This window comes from Asticcacaulis sp., assembly GCF_047605585.1.
Taxonomy (GTDB): domain Bacteria; phylum Pseudomonadota; class Alphaproteobacteria; order Caulobacterales; family Caulobacteraceae; genus Asticcacaulis.
The window spans coordinates 1-19,302 of sequence record NZ_JASGFK010000003.1; the positions used below are offsets into that span (position 1 = coordinate 1).

16 protein-coding genes and 1 pseudogene are annotated in these 19,302 nt (G+C 53.4%); 10 read left to right on the plus strand and 7 right to left on the minus strand.

Going from position 1 to position 19,302, the window contains the following annotated elements; all coding sequences use genetic code 11:
* Positions 1 to 207 precede the first annotated feature (207 nt).
* From QM647_RS09260 to QM647_RS09275, 4 genes are all read left to right on the plus strand, one after another.
* Entirely contained in the window at positions 208 to 1,506 is a 1,299-nt protein-coding gene (locus tag QM647_RS09260) for a tyrosine-type recombinase/integrase (RefSeq protein WP_414995229.1), read from the plus strand.
* 494 nt (positions 1,507 to 2,000) lie between these two features.
* On the plus strand, positions 2,001 to 3,701 hold the full coding sequence (locus QM647_RS09265) for a retron Ec67 family RNA-directed DNA polymerase/endonuclease (RefSeq protein WP_414995230.1): 1,701 nt from the start codon (positions 2,001 to 2,003) through the stop codon (positions 3,699 to 3,701).
* Positions 3,702 to 3,902: 201 nt separating this feature from the next.
* Positions 3,903 to 4,538: a DUF4433 domain-containing protein gene (locus QM647_RS09270; RefSeq protein WP_414995231.1), complete on the plus strand. Its 636-nt coding sequence runs from the start codon at positions 3,903 to 3,905 to the stop codon at positions 4,536 to 4,538.
* On the plus strand, positions 4,535 to 5,608 hold the full coding sequence (locus QM647_RS09275; protein ID WP_414995232.1) for a macro domain-containing protein: 1,074 nt from the start codon (positions 4,535 to 4,537) through the stop codon (positions 5,606 to 5,608). The genes QM647_RS09270 and QM647_RS09275 overlap by 4 nt, the downstream gene beginning before the upstream one ends.
* Positions 5,609 to 5,666: 58 nt before the next feature.
* Here QM647_RS09275 and QM647_RS09280 read toward each other — a convergent pair whose 3' ends face one another.
* From QM647_RS09280 to QM647_RS09290, 3 genes and pseudogenes are all read right to left on the minus strand, one after another.
* Positions 5,667 to 6,566 carry an ImmA/IrrE family metallo-endopeptidase gene (locus tag QM647_RS09280; RefSeq protein ID WP_414995727.1) on the minus strand — a complete coding sequence of 300 codons (900 nt, stop codon included), beginning with the start codon at positions 6,564 to 6,566 and terminating at the stop codon, positions 5,667 to 5,669.
* Positions 6,567 to 6,671: 105 nt separating this feature from the next.
* Positions 6,672 to 6,860 (minus strand): annotated as a pseudogene (locus tag QM647_RS09285) (helix-turn-helix domain-containing protein); the annotation flags it as partial.
* 15 nt (positions 6,861 to 6,875) lie between these two features.
* Positions 6,876 to 7,592, minus strand: a complete 717-nt coding sequence (locus QM647_RS09290) for a hypothetical protein (protein WP_414995233.1) — start codon at positions 7,590 to 7,592, stop codon at positions 6,876 to 6,878.
* A gap of 229 nt (positions 7,593 to 7,821) precedes the next feature.
* Between QM647_RS09290 and QM647_RS09295 the strand changes: the two genes are divergently transcribed.
* From QM647_RS09295 to QM647_RS09315, 5 genes are all read left to right on the plus strand, one after another.
* Entirely contained in the window at positions 7,822 to 8,727 is a 906-nt protein-coding gene (locus QM647_RS09295) for a hypothetical protein (protein ID WP_414995234.1), read from the plus strand.
* A 360-nt stretch (positions 8,728 to 9,087) separates the two neighbouring features.
* Positions 9,088 to 9,393: a helix-turn-helix domain-containing protein gene (locus QM647_RS09300; RefSeq protein ID WP_414995235.1), complete on the plus strand. Its 306-nt coding sequence runs from the start codon at positions 9,088 to 9,090 to the stop codon at positions 9,391 to 9,393.
* Positions 9,390 to 10,427: a hypothetical protein gene (locus tag QM647_RS09305; RefSeq protein WP_414995236.1), complete on the plus strand. Its 1,038-nt coding sequence runs from the start codon at positions 9,390 to 9,392 to the stop codon at positions 10,425 to 10,427. Before QM647_RS09300 ends, QM647_RS09305 begins: the two co-directional genes overlap by 4 nt.
* Complete coding sequence (locus tag QM647_RS09310) at positions 10,411 to 11,400, plus strand: hypothetical protein (protein WP_414995237.1); 990 nt, start codon at positions 10,411 to 10,413, stop codon at positions 11,398 to 11,400. Before QM647_RS09305 ends, QM647_RS09310 begins: the two co-directional genes overlap by 17 nt.
* 419 nt (positions 11,401 to 11,819) lie before the next feature.
* A complete protein-coding gene (locus tag QM647_RS09315) occupies positions 11,820 to 12,131 on the plus strand; it encodes a DUF736 domain-containing protein (protein WP_414995238.1) in 312 nt (103 codons plus the stop codon).
* Between the two features lie 41 nt (positions 12,132 to 12,172).
* Here the strand turns inward: QM647_RS09315 and QM647_RS09320 are convergent, their stop codons facing one another.
* Both QM647_RS09320 and QM647_RS09325 read right to left on the minus strand, forming a co-directional pair.
* Positions 12,173 to 13,840 carry a type IV secretory system conjugative DNA transfer family protein gene (locus QM647_RS09320; RefSeq protein WP_414995239.1) on the minus strand — a complete coding sequence of 556 codons (1,668 nt, stop codon included), beginning with the start codon at positions 13,838 to 13,840 and terminating at the stop codon, positions 12,173 to 12,175.
* 2 nt (positions 13,841 to 13,842) lie between these two features.
* Positions 13,843 to 14,139, minus strand: coding sequence for a mobilization protein (locus tag QM647_RS09325; RefSeq protein ID WP_414995240.1), 297 nt, complete (start codon positions 14,137 to 14,139; stop codon positions 13,843 to 13,845).
* A 260-nt stretch (positions 14,140 to 14,399) separates the two neighbouring features.
* On the opposite strand from QM647_RS09325, the gene traA reads away from it, so the two are divergent.
* Positions 14,400 to 16,853 (plus strand): Ti-type conjugative transfer relaxase TraA, encoded by a 2,454-nt coding sequence (gene traA, locus QM647_RS09330; RefSeq protein ID WP_414995241.1) that lies wholly within the window; start codon positions 14,400 to 14,402, stop codon positions 16,851 to 16,853.
* Here traA and QM647_RS09335 read toward each other — a convergent pair.
* A complete protein-coding gene (locus QM647_RS09335; protein ID WP_414995242.1) occupies positions 16,798 to 18,522 on the minus strand; it encodes a recombinase family protein in 1,725 nt (574 codons plus the stop codon). The genes traA and QM647_RS09335 overlap by 56 nt on opposite strands.
* A gap of 227 nt (positions 18,523 to 18,749) precedes the next feature.
* Positions 18,750 to 19,121, minus strand: coding sequence for a hypothetical protein (locus QM647_RS09340; RefSeq protein ID WP_414995243.1), 372 nt, complete (start codon positions 19,119 to 19,121; stop codon positions 18,750 to 18,752).
* Between the last annotated feature and the right edge of the window lie 181 nt (positions 19,122 to 19,302).

The window sequence follows — 19,302 nt, forward strand, 5'->3', positions numbered from 1 at the left end:
CGTCAGGCTCATAACCTGAAGGTCGTCAGTTCAAATCTGGCCCCCGCAACCAAAATTATAGAGAATACAATGCACTAAAGGCCTCCTCCGGGAGGCTTTTCTGCGTTCTGAGCCCCAAATCGTCTAGCACCGGCCTAGCACACGATTAGGTATTTTACCGCAAGGGTGGTAACATCGTCTTGTACTCGTTTTTGCTAGGGGCAGACGATGGCACGACATGAGATTCTGGCTGGCAAGGTCCAGCTCTATCGCCGCACAAACCGGATCTGGCATTGCTCTGCCAGCGTCAACGGCGTGCAGCATCGATCGAGCACGAAGGAAGAAGACCTTGAGTTGGCCAAGGTGGCCGCCGAGGACTGGTATCTCGATCTGCGCGGCAAGTCGCGCTACGGCCTGATCAAGAAGAAGGAGATCACCTTCAACAAGGTCGCCGATCAGTTCGAACTGGAATACGAGACCATCACAGAAGGCTTGCGTAGCCCGCGCTGGGTCGAAGGGCACAAGCATCGCCTCCGGTTGCACTTGCGGCCGTTCTTCGGCTCCATGGGCATCTCAGAGGTGACGGCGGGGCAGGCGCAGGCCTACCGGGTGTGTCGCGCCGGGCAGGCGGGACGTAAGCCGAGGGCCAGGGCTGATGGTGAAGAGGAAAGGGCGGCAAAGCCGCCCTCCCGTTCCACTATCCATGATGAAATCGTCACCCTGCGTCAGGTGTTGAAGACCGCGCAGCGGCACGGCTGGTTGAGCCATCTGCCGGACCTGTCTCCACCCTACGGCACGCGCGGCAAGATCAGTCACCGGCCGTGGTTTAGCCCTGCCGAGTATAAGGCGCTGTACATGGCAACGCGCGAGTACGCGAAGACCGTTCACGGCCGCCACCGTTGGAACGCTGAGCAGGTGCATGACTTCGTGCTGTTCATGGGGAATACGGGCTTGCGGCCCGACGAGGCGAAGAACCTGCAGCATCGCGACATCAGCATTGTGAAAGACCAGGACACGGGCCAACGTATCCTTGAGATCGAGGTGCGGGGCAAGACCGGTGTTGGCTACTGCAAGTCGATGCCGGGCGCTGTGGTGGTTTATGAGCGGCTATTGGCGAGAGCTAAGCCGGAACCTAAGATCAAGCACACCGCCCGGCAAAAGCGGGCAGGGGGCGACATCGTCATGCCGGCCGTTTCTTATCCGCAGCCGAAGGACGCCGTCTTCCCTGGCAACCATATCAAACTGTTCAATAAGCTGCTTGAGCGCAACGGCCTGAAGGGGGACCGCGATGGTCAGTTACGAACGGCCTACAGTCTCCGCCATACCTATATCTGTCTGCGTCTGATGGAAGGCGCTGACATTTACCAGATCGCCAAAAACTGCCGCACATCCGTCGAGATGATCGAGAAATACTACGCCGCTCACATCAAGAACACCCTCGATACCTCCGCTATTAATCGCCGCCGCCCACGGCGCAAAGGTGAGGCGCAGGCCGACCTGCACTCCGATGAGTGGAGCGCGATCTGAAGCGCCGGCACCGGCGCCGCGCGAAACCTGCCAGACCGGTACCGGTCTGGCTTTGCCAGGCGAACGCCGATCAGGCAAACATGGCCGAACGGCCCATTTTATCGTGTGATATTCTGCTTCGGTAATTGGTTCGGCGCAAATCAATCAAGTTAATTGAACGGTAGCCGTCGCAGAGCACGAGACTGAAGCATCGTATCCATATTTCAACTTTCTATTGTAGCTGCGTCACGCTGCACTGAATTGGACAATGATGTGCCCATATTCCGCTCTCAGATTTGGGAGCAAAAAAACTCGCGAAGGTGGCAATGTGGCAGTAGACGCCCCTAGATAACTGATGCTAGCTTATCAAATAGGCTTACAGGTAGATTTGTTGTCGCGTATGCGCGGCATATGAAAGAACGTCTCGACACCACATGAGACGCTATGGACTGCTCGGATTAACGGGCCGTTGGGAATAGGAGTGCCTGTAAGCCGTTCATTTCGGGGGGAACGTATTGTCAAAACTTAAGGCTCTAAAGGCTGCCACGACTCTAATTGATTTTGCTGCACTGCTGGATACGCCGACGAGCACCTTAATTCACACGCTCTACAAGAAGCCTGAGGCGTCAAAGTATAAGACATTTTCGATACCCAAAAAGAGCGGCGGCGATCGAACAATTCACGCACCGATTGGGAAACTGAAAATCTATCAGCATGAACTCGCCCAGCTACTGGCAGATTGTAGGGATGAGATTAATGCGGAGAAGCCTCGTAAACCCCTTTCCCATGGTTTTCGCAGAGGTTTGTCCATCATCTCAAATGCTCATCAGCACAAAAACCGCAGATTTGTCCTCAACCTGGACATTGCCGACTATTTTCCGACCTTTAATTTTGGCCGTGTACGCGGATTTTTCATCAAAAATGGAGAGTTTGAGCTAAGCCCGGAATGCGCGACGATCATTGCGCAGATTGCTTGCTTTCAAGGGGCTTTGCCGCAGGGGAGCCCATGCTCCCCAGTAATCGCAGACTTGATTACTCATATATTAGATGTGCGTTTGGCAAAACTAGCGAAACAAAATGGAGCAACTTACTCACGCTACGCTGACGATTTAACGTTCTCGACCAATGCGAAGACCTTTCCTCCGGGTTTAGCCACGGGAGGAGCCTCGCCGGAAGACCCGTGGCTACTTGCGGAACAACTTGTTTCTCGAATTGCAGGGGCGGGGTTCAATATCAATCACGATAAGACGCGAATGCAAGCCAAGGCCTCGCGCCAGATGGTGACGGGTCTTACTGTCAATGAGAAGGTGAACATCTCCCAAAGCTACTGGCGTGGTGCACGGACGATGTGCCACTCTCTCTTCAAAACCGGTAGTTTTTATCTGCCATCGTCAATTATTGAAGGGGAGGAGCCAAAGCCAATCGACAACCGGAAAATCCTAAGAGGGATTCTCGGTCACATTTACCACGTCAAAAACAAGAGCCCCATAAAGCCAGCCAATAAGCGTAAAGACTTCTTCTTCGGTCAAAAATTGCACGAAGATTTCTGGTTCTATGATTATTTCATAGCACTTGATCGGCCCCTCATTGTGCCGGAAGGGCCTACAGATACAATCTATCTAAGGAACGCAATTCAACGCCTAGCTGTTAGCCACCCCTTGCTAGGAAAGCTATCTGGAAAAGAATTCAAATACGGTATTGGATTCTTCAGCTACGAAAATGCCGCCAATAAGATTTTGCGCGTTGCGGGTGGTAGCGACCAATTAAAGACGCTAGTCAATTCTTATGGAAGCCGCCTCAAGAAATACGGCCACAAGCCACTTGCCCATCCCGTTATTATTCTTCTCGACAATGATGCTGGGCTTAGTGAATTTTCAAAAGCTATAGAAAATGGGTATGGCAAGATAATCAGCATAACCACTACAGATGACTTCTACCATCTGACAGATAATCTATATGTCGTTAAGACGCCAGAAATTGGTGTCGGCGGACAGTCTGCTATAGAAAATATGTTCGATAACACCACCCTTAGCATCCCCCTTGGTGGTAAAGTGCTTCATCTAAATAAGAAAACATTCGATGAGACCAAGCATATAGGCAAGGTGCCCTTTGCAAAGAAGGTAGTCCCGGCACATGCTGGGACGATTTCTTGGGCTGGCTTCGATCCTTTACTAAAAAGGATTGAAGCGGCTATTGCCCATTATAAAACTCTTTAAACTCACCTTCAGACTACAAACAGTCTTTAAATTTGCGCCATCAATGGGGGGCACGCATAACCCGGCAGACTAGAAATGGTTCGGGTTTGCCACTCGAACACCGAAAGCGTTAGCATTACGCCTTTACGTGCCACCGGAATCGAAAGAAGTGCAGAGCCTAGCTGACTTGTCGGCGGCTTATCAAGCAGTTAGTGTCTTACCATGTCAGCAGATCTACTCACTCCCGAAAAGGCGCTTATCTTTAGAATTGTCCATAAGGACAATATTGGTGAAGTCCTACAATCGGGCTGTCACTGCCGCACTACAATGGTGGGGCAATCCAAGTACGTGGAGATCGGAAACCTCGAACTTATCCAGAAGCGGACTCAGCGTGAGGTGCCATGTGAGCCTGGCGGCACGTTAAGTGACTACGTGCCGTTCTATTTCACGCCCTATACGCCGATGCTGTACAATATCAAAACGGGGCATGGCGTTCCACAGAAGCCGGTTGGTGATATCATTATCCTGGTGTCCTCCCTGCATAGGTTGGCAAAAATTGGGCTTCCTTTTGTTTTCACCGATCGGCATGCCTATCTCAAGACCGCGCAATTCTCGAACGACTTGAAGAATCTAGATTGGATCATTTGGAAAGTGTTACAGGCGCGCGACTTCAAAAAAGACGACGTGGACAAGTTCGAAAAATACCAAGCGGAAGCGCTCATACACAAACATGTTCCGATAAGCGCATTGGTTGGCATTGTATGTTATGACAAACATACACGCGATGCGATTCGAGGAATGCCCGCTGCACAAAGCGTGGCCAAAAATATTATTGCTCAGCCGAGTTGGTTCCTATGATGATTAAATTTACCGAAGGAAACCTCCTAGATTCGGATGCCGAGGCCCTTGTGAATACCGTCAATACGGTGGGGGTAATGGGCAAGGGTGTCGCTCTGATGTTTAAGGAAGCGTATCCGGACAATTTCAAGCAGTATGAAGCCGCCTGCCGAGATAAAGTGCTGCATGTCGGCAAGATGTTCGTAACCCACAGAGACTCGTTTATCGGGCCGAGGTGGATTGTCAATTTTCCGACGAAGGCTCATTGGCGTTTCCCATCTAAGATGGAGTGGGTGGCCCAGGGGCTTGACGATCTGAAGGTGGTCATCACCGAGAACAACATTAGATCGATTGCCTTGCCCCCTTTGGGAGCTGGTAATGGCGGTTTAGAGTGGCCTCATGTTCGCAAATTGATGATAGAAAAGCTAAGCGATCTGGAGGATGTCCAGATTGTGATCTATGAACCAACGAAGAAGTATCAAAATGTCGCAAAGAGGGCGGGCGTCGAGAACCTGACGCCAGCACGTGCTTCGATCGCCGAGCTAATTAGACGATATTCCATCTTAGGAATTCAATGCTCGCTGCTTGAAGTTCAGAAACTTGGCTATTTTCTGGATCGGTTTAACGCAAAGCTGAATATAACTGGCTTCGAGTTCAATTTCTCGGCCAACAAGTTCGGTCCGTATTCCGAGAAATTGCGTCATATGCTGGATGGCCTTGATGGAAGCTATTTGCATTGTGATAAGCGATTATCTGACGCGGGGCCATTCGATCCTATCGGTTTTGATGAAGCGAAGCGCGAGGTCGTCGCATTGTACCTCAAGACGGAGGGCAAGAACACATTGCCGGCAATGGAGGCAACTTCAGCTCTGATCGACGGTTTCGAGTCTCCATTAGGTATGGAACTCTTGTCCACGGTGGATTGGCTAGTCCACGAAATGGGGGCGGAGCCGAGTGTGGCGGGCATCAAGTCGACACTTGAGGCTTGGCCAGGAGGAGCAGAGTCTGCCGAGCGCAAAATCCGTTTGTTCGAGGACCGGATTATTGCGATTGCTTTGGCCTCTTTGAAAGACGCCGGTCTTGTGCACTGACATTCGATACGTGGGAACGCAAATTTTTCCCGCAATTGATCATACGATCGCGAGTGAGTTAAGAGTTCCTCCTAAACGGAACAACTACACCGTCCGTACCGGTGGCACGATCCCTTAACTGTGGCTTCAATTGCACCACTTCGCCGGCTTTGGAGGTGAACCAACCGAAGGGCAGGGAAGTGAGCCGTTCGATGTCTTCGCCAGCCATTGTGAATTCGACCGACGCCAAATCTTCTTTGGTGCGGGTGCCAGACTCCACAATCAATTGCAGGGAGTCGCGCAGCAGTCTCGGCTCGGACACTGCCCATAGTTTGTCTAACGGCTCTTCACTGTTCCACCCCTTTGCAGAGTAAAGCTTATACATTTGAAGAGCGTGTTCGGGGGGGATCATATCGAGATAAACCAAGCGACGTATCTGAGCCTTGATCGATACACGCCAGCGTTCCTTCAAGGTTTGCAAAGTTGCAAGTGAAGGACGGAACACGTCCAACGGATAAGTAGTCGAGGGCATGAGGAAAGCGCTTGCTAACCGAAATGCCTGGGCTTCGATTGCTTTCAGATTGTCGCGTAGTTCATCTTCCGAAACGTTTCGGTGTAGAATAGCGTGTGCCAACTCATGGGCCGCGTCCATCTGACGTCTTGGGTAGCACATCTTATCAGTGGCTAGCAGAATATGGGGCCTGTCCTCTAACCGGGACCAACTGCAAAGGCCGTCCAGCTTGGAGGTCCCCATCTCAATCGTGCTTACGATGACGCCTATGCGTTCAAGAAGAGCGATCATGTCGGGGCAGGGGCCTTCACCCAACTGCCAATGCCGGCGTAGTTCCACGGCAATGATGTCCAGGTCTTCATCTCTTAGCTGTTTATAACTGGCTCCCGCTAGCACATCAGGTACATCAACAGCAGGTAAGTCTACATAGTGCTGAACTAGGTCACTTATCTCGTGTAGCCAGTTCATTTGTGAATGTTGGTATGCCAGATCGCCAACGAGAGTGCTCGATAGGCTCCGATGAAAAAGTGGCCTAGAAGGAGAATATGACGGCCTAAGGAAGTACTCGCGACGGAGGCTGAACAAGCGGGACAGTTCACCGAGGGCATCGGGATCGGGAGCGCTAGAGCCGTCTTCCCAGCGCGTAATTGTGCTAGGAGCGACGCCCAGCCGGCGGGCGAGTTCGGACTTGCTCCCGATCCGCCGCGCCTGCCGCGCCTCGATCAATCTTTCCGGTATAAAGCCTGGTGTTCCTACGCGCATATCAGTCCTAAAAGTTTACTCAGTGCCGGTTTTGTCTCCCACACCATTGCGCTTTTCAGGCGGAACAAAGGGGATGACCTTCTTTTTAAGCGCCACCGGGGTTGGTGGGGTAGGCGTTGGGTCCGTTGGATTGCTTGGATGGGGACTCGTCGTGTCCTCCTCGTCAGAGAGGAACTTGTCAAGTGACTCGTAGAGTATGTAGGTGTCATATTCCGCGCCGATCACACCGATAGCTATTTCCTCGATCTGGCCGGCCCGTTCACGATCTCTTGCCACCCCCAATATGGCGTAAATATCGCCTATTTTGGGGCCGGTGCCTTCAAAATCCAGCCTTGGAATCAGATCGTAGTTCAGTACTACCGCTGCCTTTCGGGACTTATTCTTAGACGGGAGTGACCTCGGTTCTGGCAAAGTTGCGAGCCCCAAAATGACGCCTTGCCCTTCAGCCTCCATTCGTACAAATGGCTGAAAGACCTTGAGGTCAGTTCCAGGAAGCACATCATTATCCAGGGGAAGCCAACCATGAAGCTTGGCAACCTCTTCGAATCTATGTTCCATCATGGGGAATCTCAGCCTCCCCTCTGATACTCGGCCACGCCTTGCATCTAGGCCCGTGTGGTCACGAATAACTGTGTGCGCTTTTAATACTTCACCGCGAACGCCATCCTCAACGTCAATGAGGAATTCTTTGGTAATGCAGCGGCGTAAAAGATACTTCAACTCGTGTGTCATGCGAATTATCCCAATTGCGATATAATGGAAATGATGCCATTAATTTTGCGTAAAGCAAGGGTCGTTAATTAAAAATTTTCGCGATAAGGCCAAATCGCCGAGCGTTCATTTAGGACATGCGCTTAGGAAGCGTCTTTGAATTGTACAAAGTTCGGTGGGTATTTTCCCGAGCAAAGAGGCTCCTCGGGTAGGTATTACCGCTTTGTTTCGGTTGCTGGAGAACATCTGCATGCTTGCTAAAGCACTTAAGAACACCTACGCGAATTGGGCGATCGGGCTAGCTATTGCTATGATACCCGCATCGTTCGCCTCGTCTGGCATTAACACGCTATGGGTTGCACGTCTCTGGCTCTTAATTGCCGTGGCGGGCGTCACTTGGGTCGTATTTGGCAGTGCCTATTCACGGTCGTTATCGCGCCGAACTCAGATTATTGTCTGGATCTGTTTCGTTATCGGCGCTGTCGTTATTGAGCGATACGAGACTGCTCACCAACCAAAATCGACTCCGTCAGCAACCGCTATTAATCACGGCAAAGCATCTCTTCCCCCCCTTCGCCTTATGTTTCGCCCCGGCGAACTTTTTGAGGTTCATTCCCCAGTGCTTATAAAAGATGAGGGGCTAATCATTGACTACATATCGTTCCCAGAAAGCGGCTATGCCGGATTTACCTATGATAACGATAAAGACGACGTTATGCTTGGCATTGATCGGATCAGTATTAGTAACGTAAGCGAAAAGCCGATGCGTCTTACCTGGGTGCTCCATATCATGGGCGAAGGCTCAGATTTCGAGCTGAAGGGCGATGGCAAAGGGCGCTGGCAACGACAGCTCAATGTAAACGACGTGCTCAGCACATCGAAACATCAATCGACAGATCTGTACTGGACACTTTCCCCTTACCTCTTGGTGCCAGGTAAGAAAATGACCGGCGCCTTCGCATTTGTCGCGCCGAGCGCAACGCCAGAGCTTCGCGACCTTTTAGTTGATGGCCAATTGGACGCCCGATATAAGGCAGAACTGATTTTTAGTGACATCAATTCTGGGAGGACCTTTTTGTTGTCACTGCCCTTTGGGTCAAAGCCGGTCGTCGATGAGAATTTAAAACGGAGCGTTGAATCACTTGGCGCTCGTTAATTTTTGAATGGCGCCCAGCCGTAAGAGTTGGTGCTGACATGGTATTAGGGCTAATCGCCGAACTCCGGCGCACAATTACGCTAGATCATTTTACCATTTCGCCATATAGTTGCCAGCGAAGCCGCCACATGCGACTTCCGGGCCGTAGTAAGCCTGTTAGCTAGTGGTTAGATGCCGGCCATCTCCGGTACACCTTCCTTTGACCCTACATGGTCGGGGAGCCTATGGCGTATGCAATAGGCTCGTCCAAAGGCCATAGGGACCGTCTAGCTACGGTTTACTAACTCCCCGATCACCAAAGGTTCGAAGCTCCCAGGCGGTTTGCCCGCTTGGCGACCTCGACTAGCGAAGGGGTTAGACATGCGTATCCGTAGAGTAGTGCGCCCAACTGCCGGCGCCTGTATTGTTAAAAACGACCGTAATCCGGTCGATATCCGCCTTGGCGAGCTGATGAAGCAACGCCGAAAGCATTTGGGCCTCACCAAGACCGGCCTTGCCGCTCAGTTGGCCCTCACAAAAGACGACATCCGTAAATATGAACGAGGTGATGTTCCATTCCGAGCCGACATGCTTGCGGTCCTCCCCATTGCCTTGAAGGTGCGGGTGCCATTCTTTACCGACCCAATATCCGGTATGGTCCGGAAGGGTGGGGTGGTGCGGCCATGAACGCGATGATCTACCCCTTGCCGGTAGGCTACATGACGGGCCAGTTCGCTATCGCCGGTCACATCCTGGCTAATTCGCAGTCGCCGGCGCAACTGCTGGATTTACTACTCCTCGCCGATCAGTTCGATTGTCAAAAACACAGCCTCGCTCCACCGCCGGTCGGTGAATGGGATCACTTCCGCGATAAGGTGGGCGGGACGCTCATGCGCTTGATGGGCGTTGATCAAGCTGAAGGAGGGAACGCCTGGCACGACATTCACGCGGTCTGGAAACCGAAAATGTTTCGTCATGCCCTCAAAGCCATCCCGGACATGGCGGGCGGTGATCTGCTGACCCTATATATCCAGGCATCGGAAGTCGCTTATCTCCACCAGGCCGAGCCTATGCAGGCCCGATGGGAAAAAGTGGCGGCCCAATGCCGTGCCGAAGTCGTTCGACGGGCAGGAGACGCTCAGCCTGCCCCCGTTATTGCCGGTATGATCGTTGTCGAGGACATGGAACCGGACTTCGAGTGCGAATGGCAGGACGAAAGCGGATACTCGACCCGCGAAATGCTTCGCGCTGCCGAGACAGCGTTCTCGCCCGATATGTCCGACACAAAACTTCTCGACCTGTATCTGCTTGTCGATGCCTGCGGCGGCCCGGACGATGATGTATTCGAAGAAATTCTTGACGACGTGAAAGCGCTGCTTTTTGCCAGACTCAGTGCAGGGGCACCAGAATTGGAAAACGTTCCGCCCGTCATCGGTTTCGATCCGGGCGAGCAGAGCCGGGCGCTCACACACGTAATGGGCGGCCAATTGTCCCATGCGGATCTGGTGATGGCCTATCGGATTTCATTCGATAATGCGCGTCCGATGAAGCCTGGCGATAAATGGGAAGCGATAAACGCCCTTTGCCGGGCGCAAATTCTCAAGCGTATGGCGCCTGTGAAGTCGTACAGGTGGCAGCAGACCGAATTTATGCTCCGCCTAACCGACACCGCCCCCATCGTCTCTGTAATTTCAGGAGGGACCGATGAAGCGCAAGACTGACATCCGCCTTATAGATGAGCTGCTAGACGTGGACGCACCCGCGCCGGGCTTTGGCCAGCGCGAGCTGGCGGTCATCGATAGGCTGTTTCGTCAAGATATGCCGGATGGCGAGCTTATCAATCTGTACTTCTTGGTGCACGATTGGGCGGATGACGACGCTTGGGTGTATGGCGACCGCTTCAAGCAGATCGAGGATGTGTTGATCGGCCGAATGTCCGGCCAGACGCCAGACGCGGGCGAGGAACGCGAACTGCCGGGCTTTGATCCGGAAGAATATCGGGTCGCGACCGAGGCAATCTGCACCGGGGCATTCTCCGACTGGCAGGTGCTTAAACTCCATGCTCTCGCCCAGTCCAACGCGGTTGACGAAGATATAGGGCATAGATGGCAAGCCATCATGGATATTTGCCGGGCGCAAATCCTCCGGCGCATCAAAGCTACCCGCCAAGCGTCGATGAATCGAAGTGGCAATGAAACGGCGCCGCGTCCCGGTCGTACGCCCGCCGAAATCGAGGCACGGCACGCGGCAAATGAAGTCTACGGCGAGCGCATCGGGGCCGCACGCATTAAACTTGCCATGTATCCAGAAACTTTGGCTGATGCCCTGTGCCTGCCGGACTCTGACGTTAAAGCGGCGGAAAAGGGCAACCCGCCCATGGATGCCCGGCTAATGCTTGCGCCGCTGCTGCTTGCGGCGGATTATTACCCGGACGATGAGGCAATTTGGCACCTGACCTCCAGGACCTATGTAGCGCATTTCTTTGAGGCTCAAAGGCGCATGACCCCGAAGGTACGGGAGATCTGGCTTTTGCATCACGCCGATGGTTTGACCGGACCCGAGATCGCCGAATGGCAAAACCTCAGCAAGTCCATGATCGTGCAGCGTCTGAAGGAAGGGGAAAGGGCCATTAAAATGTTTGGCCCACAGCCGCCGAAACCAACCCGGCGTAAACTTCGGGGCCCCAGGCTATGATGGCCGTAAACCGCCACCGCGCGACGTTGATCGGCGATATCGACGCCGATTTCCGCTTTAGGGGCGGCTGGCTTCGTTTCCAACCGCCTAGCCCAGTTCCCACCTGATCGAAAAACGGACTTGCAGCGCTTAGTTTTGCTTCTCCGATTATGGTGCAATATTACCTGATCGCCAATACTTCCACGGATCGGCATTCCGGGCTTCATGGTAAGACAACTTCTACTCCGTGCCGTCCACCTCGACGTGATGGCGCCTACCGACCCCTAAGACGCAACTCTTGATACCAGGTTACGCCCCGCCCGCAACGAAGTCCTCCACTGCGTTACGGCCCTGCGGGTGCAGGCGGATCAACCTGGCATCCTGATCGAGTAGCCTCGGGGTCACGATAGGCGCGATCCGAATTCAGAAGGATGTTTCTTATGGCTATCATAGGTACCTTTACCGCTTCGGGCGACGGCTTTACCGGCATGCTCAGGACACTGGCGCTGAAGGCGGAGATCCATATCGAGCCCGTTGAGTCGCCGTCCGAACGTGGCCCCGACTATCGATTGCTCGTTGACGGGGTCGAGTTCGGCGCCGGCTGGAAGCGAATCTCCAGGGACGGTGAACGCGATTACCTCTCCGTCAAATTCGACGACCCAACCTGGACTAATCCGGTCTTCGCCAGCCTGGTCGCGAGCCATGATCCGGACATATTCCATCTGATCTGGAGCCGACCATTGGCTACCTGAAAGCCTCAAGGTGGCTTTGTCCAAGTGTTTAGCCGTCCCCGTCAGGGCGGATCGCACCGTCCTCTGAATTCCGGTTGATCGTAGTATCTCAGCTTGCCGGCGAGGATCGGTCTCTGGCCCGTTAGGAACAGCAGTTGCAGGTCTGAGTGCATATTCCGGACCTCGTCCGGTGTCAGCAAGGCCCGGCCGACATGCTGCTCCGAATATGACAGACCGCTGCCTTCACTTGACGGGTTGCGCGACACGTTCTCCCAAACGATGGTCATCTGACCGGTAAGGTCCGAGATCAGTTTGGCGCTGTCCTGGTCGTTTACGCCGAAGACCTGAAGCACGCCGACATTGGACATGAAGGAGCCTGCCGACTTGCCATAAGTGGCTTTCAATTGGTGAATGTCCTGGAGAATGGGCCAGAGTTGCACGCCGTAGCCCGCCATCAGACCCATGGCGCGCTCAATCGGCGCGAGGTGGCCAAGCGCTGCAAACTCGTCCAGCAGGTAGAGGACGGGCGTAGCCGGTTTGCCGGCTACCGACCGCGACAGCTCCATCAGACTGCGCGTAATCATCAGGCGCAACCAGCGGGAATAGGTGTTCATTCGATCCGGCGGTAGTACCAGGAAGACTGTAGCCGTTTTTGTCTTTAAATCCGCGAAGCTGAAATCCGACTTCGACAAAACGTTCGCCATGCGCGGACTGTCTAGGAAATGCGTATGGCGTTGCGCCGACGACAATACACCGGCAGCCTCCCGGTCTGACTTCGCCAAGTGACGGTTGGCCGCGCGCCTGATCAATCCCTGACAGTCGTCGCAAGCCTGCATAATATGCAGAAGATCTTGAAAGGCGTCCGGTGCCAAGGTCAGGCAATCGCGCAATCGTGCCAGGTTTCTTTTGTCTGGTGGCTCACAGGCCGCAATCAACATAATTAGTCCGGTGATCAGCGCCTTTGCTTCTTCATTCCAATGGGCGTCGCCTGATGTACCTGGTTCATCGTAAACCAAAGCATCGGCCAAAGTCGCCGCGTCTTCTGCGATATCGATGCTATCGGCATCAAGCCCATCAAATGGGTTATAGGAGGCTGTTGGATCACCGGAGATGGCGAACGGATCGAGGATGTGAACGGCGCCGAAGCCATATCTCGCCCGACCAGTTACGCGCGTATTTTCGCCCTTTGGGTCAATGCAGATCACAGATCGATTCAAGAGGAGCAAATTCGGTATGACCGTGCCGACGCCTTTACCCGAGCGTGTAGGTGCCATCGTCAACAAATGTGTCGTGGCGGTGGACCGCAATAGTTTCCCTGAGTTCAGATCACGCCCAATCAAAACACCCTCAGAATGGTAGGTTAGAGGCGCAATTTCTTGTGGGGTGGAAAAGCGGGCGGAACCATGTGAATCACTTGGACCATAGTTAGGAAACATTGCGACTATTGGGCCGAATAAAAGTCGAATGAACGTTACCGCCAAGAACGTGAGAACCGCCACGGAGACGGCGATATTAAATGGACCTCTAAGCGGCAGGTGAAGCCAACGTGCGATGCCGTGATAATACAACAAAGACAGGACAATGCCGCACAAGAGGGTCACAACAAATGATCCAATGATGTGGCGAACGATTGCGATAGGCGAGACGACGAGATGGGTTAAGAACCAAATTGGATCGCGAATTGCGGCAACCGTCAGTTTGCATACGGCGTCCAGGATGCGAAGAAACATAATCAGACTTGAACCGGGGCTGCGTCGCGGTTCTTGGTGCCGCTAGGTAGTAAGTCATCGAACAATGCCACATCGGCCTCTCTTGTCAGGAAGCCGGGTAGTTCGCGTTTAAGCCAAGCCTCCAATTGTGCGGCTGAAACTTCGTCACGACGATCCTCCAGACGGTGCAGGACGAGGGCACCCAGCAACACCTTGCGCCGTGTATCTCGCGCACGCTCTTGCTTGGTCAATCGCGCCTGAAGCGCCTTTTTTTGAGCTTCTAGTTGCGCCAGCCGCTCCGCGATGGACTTTCTCGTCATGATGCCCTCCCACATCGGAATACCACTTACGGTATGCGCAAAACGACAACTGGCAAGTGCAAAAATACCACTTATGAGATGTTTCGTTTTTGAAATGAATGGGATTTTCCAAATTCGGGTGTAGACTTTCACTCAATCGGAGGTGCAGATGTGCGGCACACCGGGGTGATCAAGCGAAGCGATGAGCACACAAGGGCGCACTTACGAGTTGCAGGCAACTCAATGCGGCCGCAGGCGCTACAAGGAAGTGCAGGGAGGGCATGGCAATCTATCACTTGAGCATGAAACCCATCGCCCGTGGCAGCGGCCGTAGCGCCGTGGCGGCGGCGGCCTACCGCTCCGGGGAACGACTGGTCAATGAGCGCGATGGCCTGGTGCATGACTTCACCCGGAAGGGCGGCATCGAGCACAAAGAGATCGTCCTGCCTGACGGCGCCGACGCCGAATGGGCGAAAGAACGGTCAGCGCTGTGGAATGCTGCCGAGTTTGCCGAACGGCGCAAGGACGCCCGTGTGGCGCGGGAATTCGAGATTGCTCTGCCCCATGAACTAACGGCAGAAGAGCGTCTGGAACTAACCCGCGACTTCGCTAGGGGGATAGCGGATCGCTACAAGGTCGCGGTGGACTTCGCTATCCATTCGCCGGATGACGACAACACCGATGTTCGTAACCATCATGCGCATGTCATGATAACGACGCGTGAGGTGACAGAAGCCGGCCTGGGCGACAAAACGATCATGGAGCGTGAGAACCGCTGGCTGGTCGATAACAACCTGCCGACCTCGCACCAACAGCTCAAGACTTTGCGTCTGGAGTGGGAGGAACTGTCCAATCTGCATCTGGCGAGGGCTGGTCACGATATCCACATCGATCACCGCTCGCACCAGGAGCGCGGCCTGTCACTGGAGCCGACTCAGCATGTGGGCGTTCACGCGACCCAGATGGACAAGCGCGGGCTCAATGTCGAACGGCAACGGCTTGAAGCCGAAGCCGCCCGCCGAAATGCCGCGCGCATTCGGCAGGACCCCGCTGTCGTGTTCGACATGATCACCAGTGAGAAAAGCGTATTCGACAAGCGCGATATGGCGAGGACGCTTCACCGCTATATCAATGACGATCCGCAGGAGTTCCACGCGCTTCTGACAAGGATAATGGCGTCGGATCAGCTTGTGCAACTGGCGGAGCCAAACGCACAGACATCAGCCAAATATTCAACACGGGAAATGGTTGACCTGGAAACCGGCATGATCCATTCCGCCATGCGTATGAACGAGACCGGTAGTCACGTGACGGATCGCTCTTACGTCGATGCAGCAATCAGCGAACAGAACCGCGCGCTTATCAGGGCCAAACTCACCGATATGAAAGCGGAAATTCAGGCGAAGGGTTTAACGAAGGAGCAGGTCACAGAGCGCATCAAGGGCGTGGGCCTAAGTGCTGAACAGGCCTACGCCATTCGTTATGTGACGGTCGGCCGTCAAGTCAGCGCGGTTGTAGGCTATGCCGGTGCCGGCAAGAGCACTATGCTCACCGCGGCACGGGAGGCCTGGGAGGCGCAAGGCTACACCGTCCATGGCGCGGCGCTGGCTGGCAAGGCGGCGGAAGGGCTGGAGGAATCCTCTGGTATCACTTCGCGCACACTGGCATCTTGGGAACACGGCTGGAAGAAAGGGCGCGACCGGCTGACCACGAAGGACGTCTTTGTCATCGATGAAGCCGGTATGATCGGCTCCCGTCAGATGGCCAAGTTCGTAGACGAGGCCCGACAATCCGGCGCGAAACTCGTTCTAGTGGGAGACCACGAGCAGCTCCAGGCCATTGGCGCCGGCGCGGCCTTCCGGTCGATCGTTGAGCATGTCGGTTGTGCGGAGCTTCAGGAGGTCCGCCGGCAGCGTCAGGACTGGCAGAGAGAGGCGTCTATTTTGTTCGCGTCGCACCGCACGTCGGAGGCGCTGGAGGCTTACATCCGGCACGAGGCGGTTACTATGACGGACACGCAAGATGCCGCCCGTCAGAAGCTTGTCAGGGACTATGTGAGGGACGTTATAGACAATCCAAACGCCTCACGTTTGGCCATGGCACATAGTCGGGCAGATGTACGGCAGCTAAATTCCCAGATCCGGCTGGCCCTTCAGCAATCTGGTCGGCTCTCAGCTGGAGAACCGGAAATGGGGGGCAGCAGCGGATTCGAAATCGAGCACGATTACAAGACAAACGATGGCGCGCGCGTCTTTGTCAAAGGCGATCGGTTGGTATTTCTGGAAAATAGCCGCGAGCTAGGCGTGAAAAATGGCGTATTGGGAACGGTGGAGCGAACGGAAGTTGGGCGCCTGTGGGTAAATCTTGATGGCCGCAAAGGGTCAGTGATGATTGATGCCTCAAAGTATCGGGCGTTTGATCACGGATACGCCACGACGATACATAAAACGCAGGGGGCTACGGTTGACCGCTCCTTTGTTCTGGCCTCTCAATCGATGGACAGGCATTTAGCCTACGTTAGCATGACCCGTCACAGAGAAGCCCTCAACGTTATCGCATCACGAGAACACTTCAATACTGTCGAAGCGATGAGAGCCACGCTAAGTCGATCAACTCGAAAAGAGGTAGTTTTAGACTATACAATATCGGAACGGGGAATACCGTACCCAAGCGGGCGCGCTAAACCCCATGAGCGTGCGGTTGCATTCCGGCGCGATAGAGGTCTGGAGCGATAGGCGACATTGGCGGGGCTGTCACCGGGACCGCCATTGCCGCCTGTTCCCCATTTTGGGAGCGCTTTCGGCGCTTCCCCAGCGTATTCAACTGGCCGCGCGTGTAGTGAATGCCGGCCTTATTATACGCGTGTATGAGTGAAGCATACTGCGAATAAATCCATTTGCTGGGCGGCAATTCTGGATCAGCATCAATTAGTCGGCCGGAAATATACCCATTTTCTTTGTATAGTCGCTTAATGCCCGCAATTAGCTCCTCATTTGTAACTGATAAAACCTTTTTGCGTGGCGGTACACAAGTCGCACTCGGTCCGGCAGCATTTGCTGGTCGCGATCTCAGGAGGCCTCCCGTGATTTGTAAATTTGCCGAGGTCAAAATGCCAGCCGCGTTATATGCGTCAACAATTGTTCCGAAAGTCTTGTAGAACCAATGTACTCCTGGGAGGTGTTTAGAAACTCGAATGAGTGCAATGTTGACGTAGCCATGCTTCAGGTAGAGTGCTTGGATCGCTTTTATTCCCTCTTCCTTTGACATTTGTACGCGCCGGGGCCTTTTCCCCGACTGAGGAGGTCTTTTATATCCAATCAATTGCAGAGCATTCTCAACTGACCCGAAATAGCTGCATATTGTTTGTATACACGGGATGTAGCTACATGCTGCAATCTCGTTACAAGTAATTATACCTTTTTCTCTTAGCAGTCGTCTCATTCCTTTTAGTATTTTTTTCTTGGAATATTGATCTTGGCGGCCTAGGCGCTTCGCTGCCGCTTGAAAGAGCTTGTCGCTGATTATTGGAGGGAGGATAGGGGTTCGTATCCAAAGAGCTTCTGGGTTGTGAACCGTCGGACCTTTCAGAATCGTGGTCGTCTTCCCGAAGACATAGTTTCCAATCACCAGCTCTGAAGCCAATAAATGCCTAATGCGGTGATGTGTCCAATGGCCGGTATCGATCTTGACGCCTTTAAAATTTAATGTTCTCGCGATTGTTAAGATGCTTTGTCTCTGTTCAACGTATGCTCGAAAGATTTGGCGTATAACGGTTATTTCTTCTTTGGGGCCGTGGATTAAGGCCACGCGATCACTTTTCGAAAACTTGTGCTCTCCTGGTTTTAGAATGCGAAGTGGCTCACCCGTCTCGCTCACGAGCAATCTTCGAAAACCGTAAAGGCACGTTGAGCCAAGCTTTAAGCCGCGCTTAGCTTGGTTTCTTACCGCGCGTTGGATTTTTGCCGAGAGTTCGCGACTGTATTCAGCGGCCATTATCCGCTTCAGTCCCTTCATGATTGAAGACGTGGAGCTTCCGTCGTTCTCAAATGGCTCCGCTACGTATTCAATGTTTACGCCCATCTCTCGGCACAGGAATTCATATGCTCCATGTTGGTCGGGGTCCTGAAACCTTCCCCAGCGGCTGACATCCTGCACAAGTATCGTCGAAAATTTGCGCGCGGGATCAGTTACGTCGTGAAGCAGTCGATTGAGGCCGTCCCGTTCCTTGAGAGTTAGTCCACTCTTTCCATCGTCTTGATAACTCGCGATGATCTCATATCCGCGCTCTTGGGCGTATTCGGCAATAAGAATACGTTGATTGTCGATCGAGTAGCGTTGATGTTCGGTAGACATACGCATGTATTGAACTGCGGGCATTCGTCCAGATTTGACAATCTCTTGCATGTGCTTGCTCCAGAACAGCTAGTTGCAGTTAGGGAGGCAGCATACGACGTCCGCGCAGTAAGAAGCGCGAAGTAAAGAAAAATTGAAATGCGAAAATTTTAGCACAAAAATTAGCACAAATATTTTTTGAACACATACAAAATGTTTAGATTCATGAGCCTGTGAGAATTTCTCACAGGCTCATAACCTGAAGGTCGTCAGTTCAAATCTGGCCCCCGCAACCAAAACTACAGCATACCTTCGGGTGTGTCGGAAGTTTGATCAGAAGTCCTAACACAGACCCCCGAGGCGAAAGCTAAGGGGGTTTTTGTTTGCCGGCTACGGTCCGCAAGCCAGAGGAGCAGTTTACAGTATTCCCCGTGTATCGTGGCATAGGTCACATCGGGATCTTCGCCAGGCTCGATGGTAATCTTCTCGATCAATGACCTAAGTGCCTCGGAAGCCGCATTTTGTTCCCTAGAGTTGTTCAGAGCGTCGATTAGGACTTCGACCCGATTTTTGTAGATCGATGCCGGGGTGGGTAAAATGTCATTTGGAACGGCTGTCTCGGCGGCGAGACTGTTTTGCAAATCAAGCCTGCGGTCCTCTAGATTCTTCATTCGCCCCTTCATGTCGGGGGGAGCCGAGCGCTCCGAAGTAGAGGAGGTTCAAAGATTCAATCGAAGCTCACCCGAATTTTATCGTCTGTTTTGGACAAACGAGATTACGGTTCGTAGGGTCAACCGTAAGCTTTCACGGGTTGTCGATGAACCGGAGGCGGTCGCCAGAACTGCCCCATTC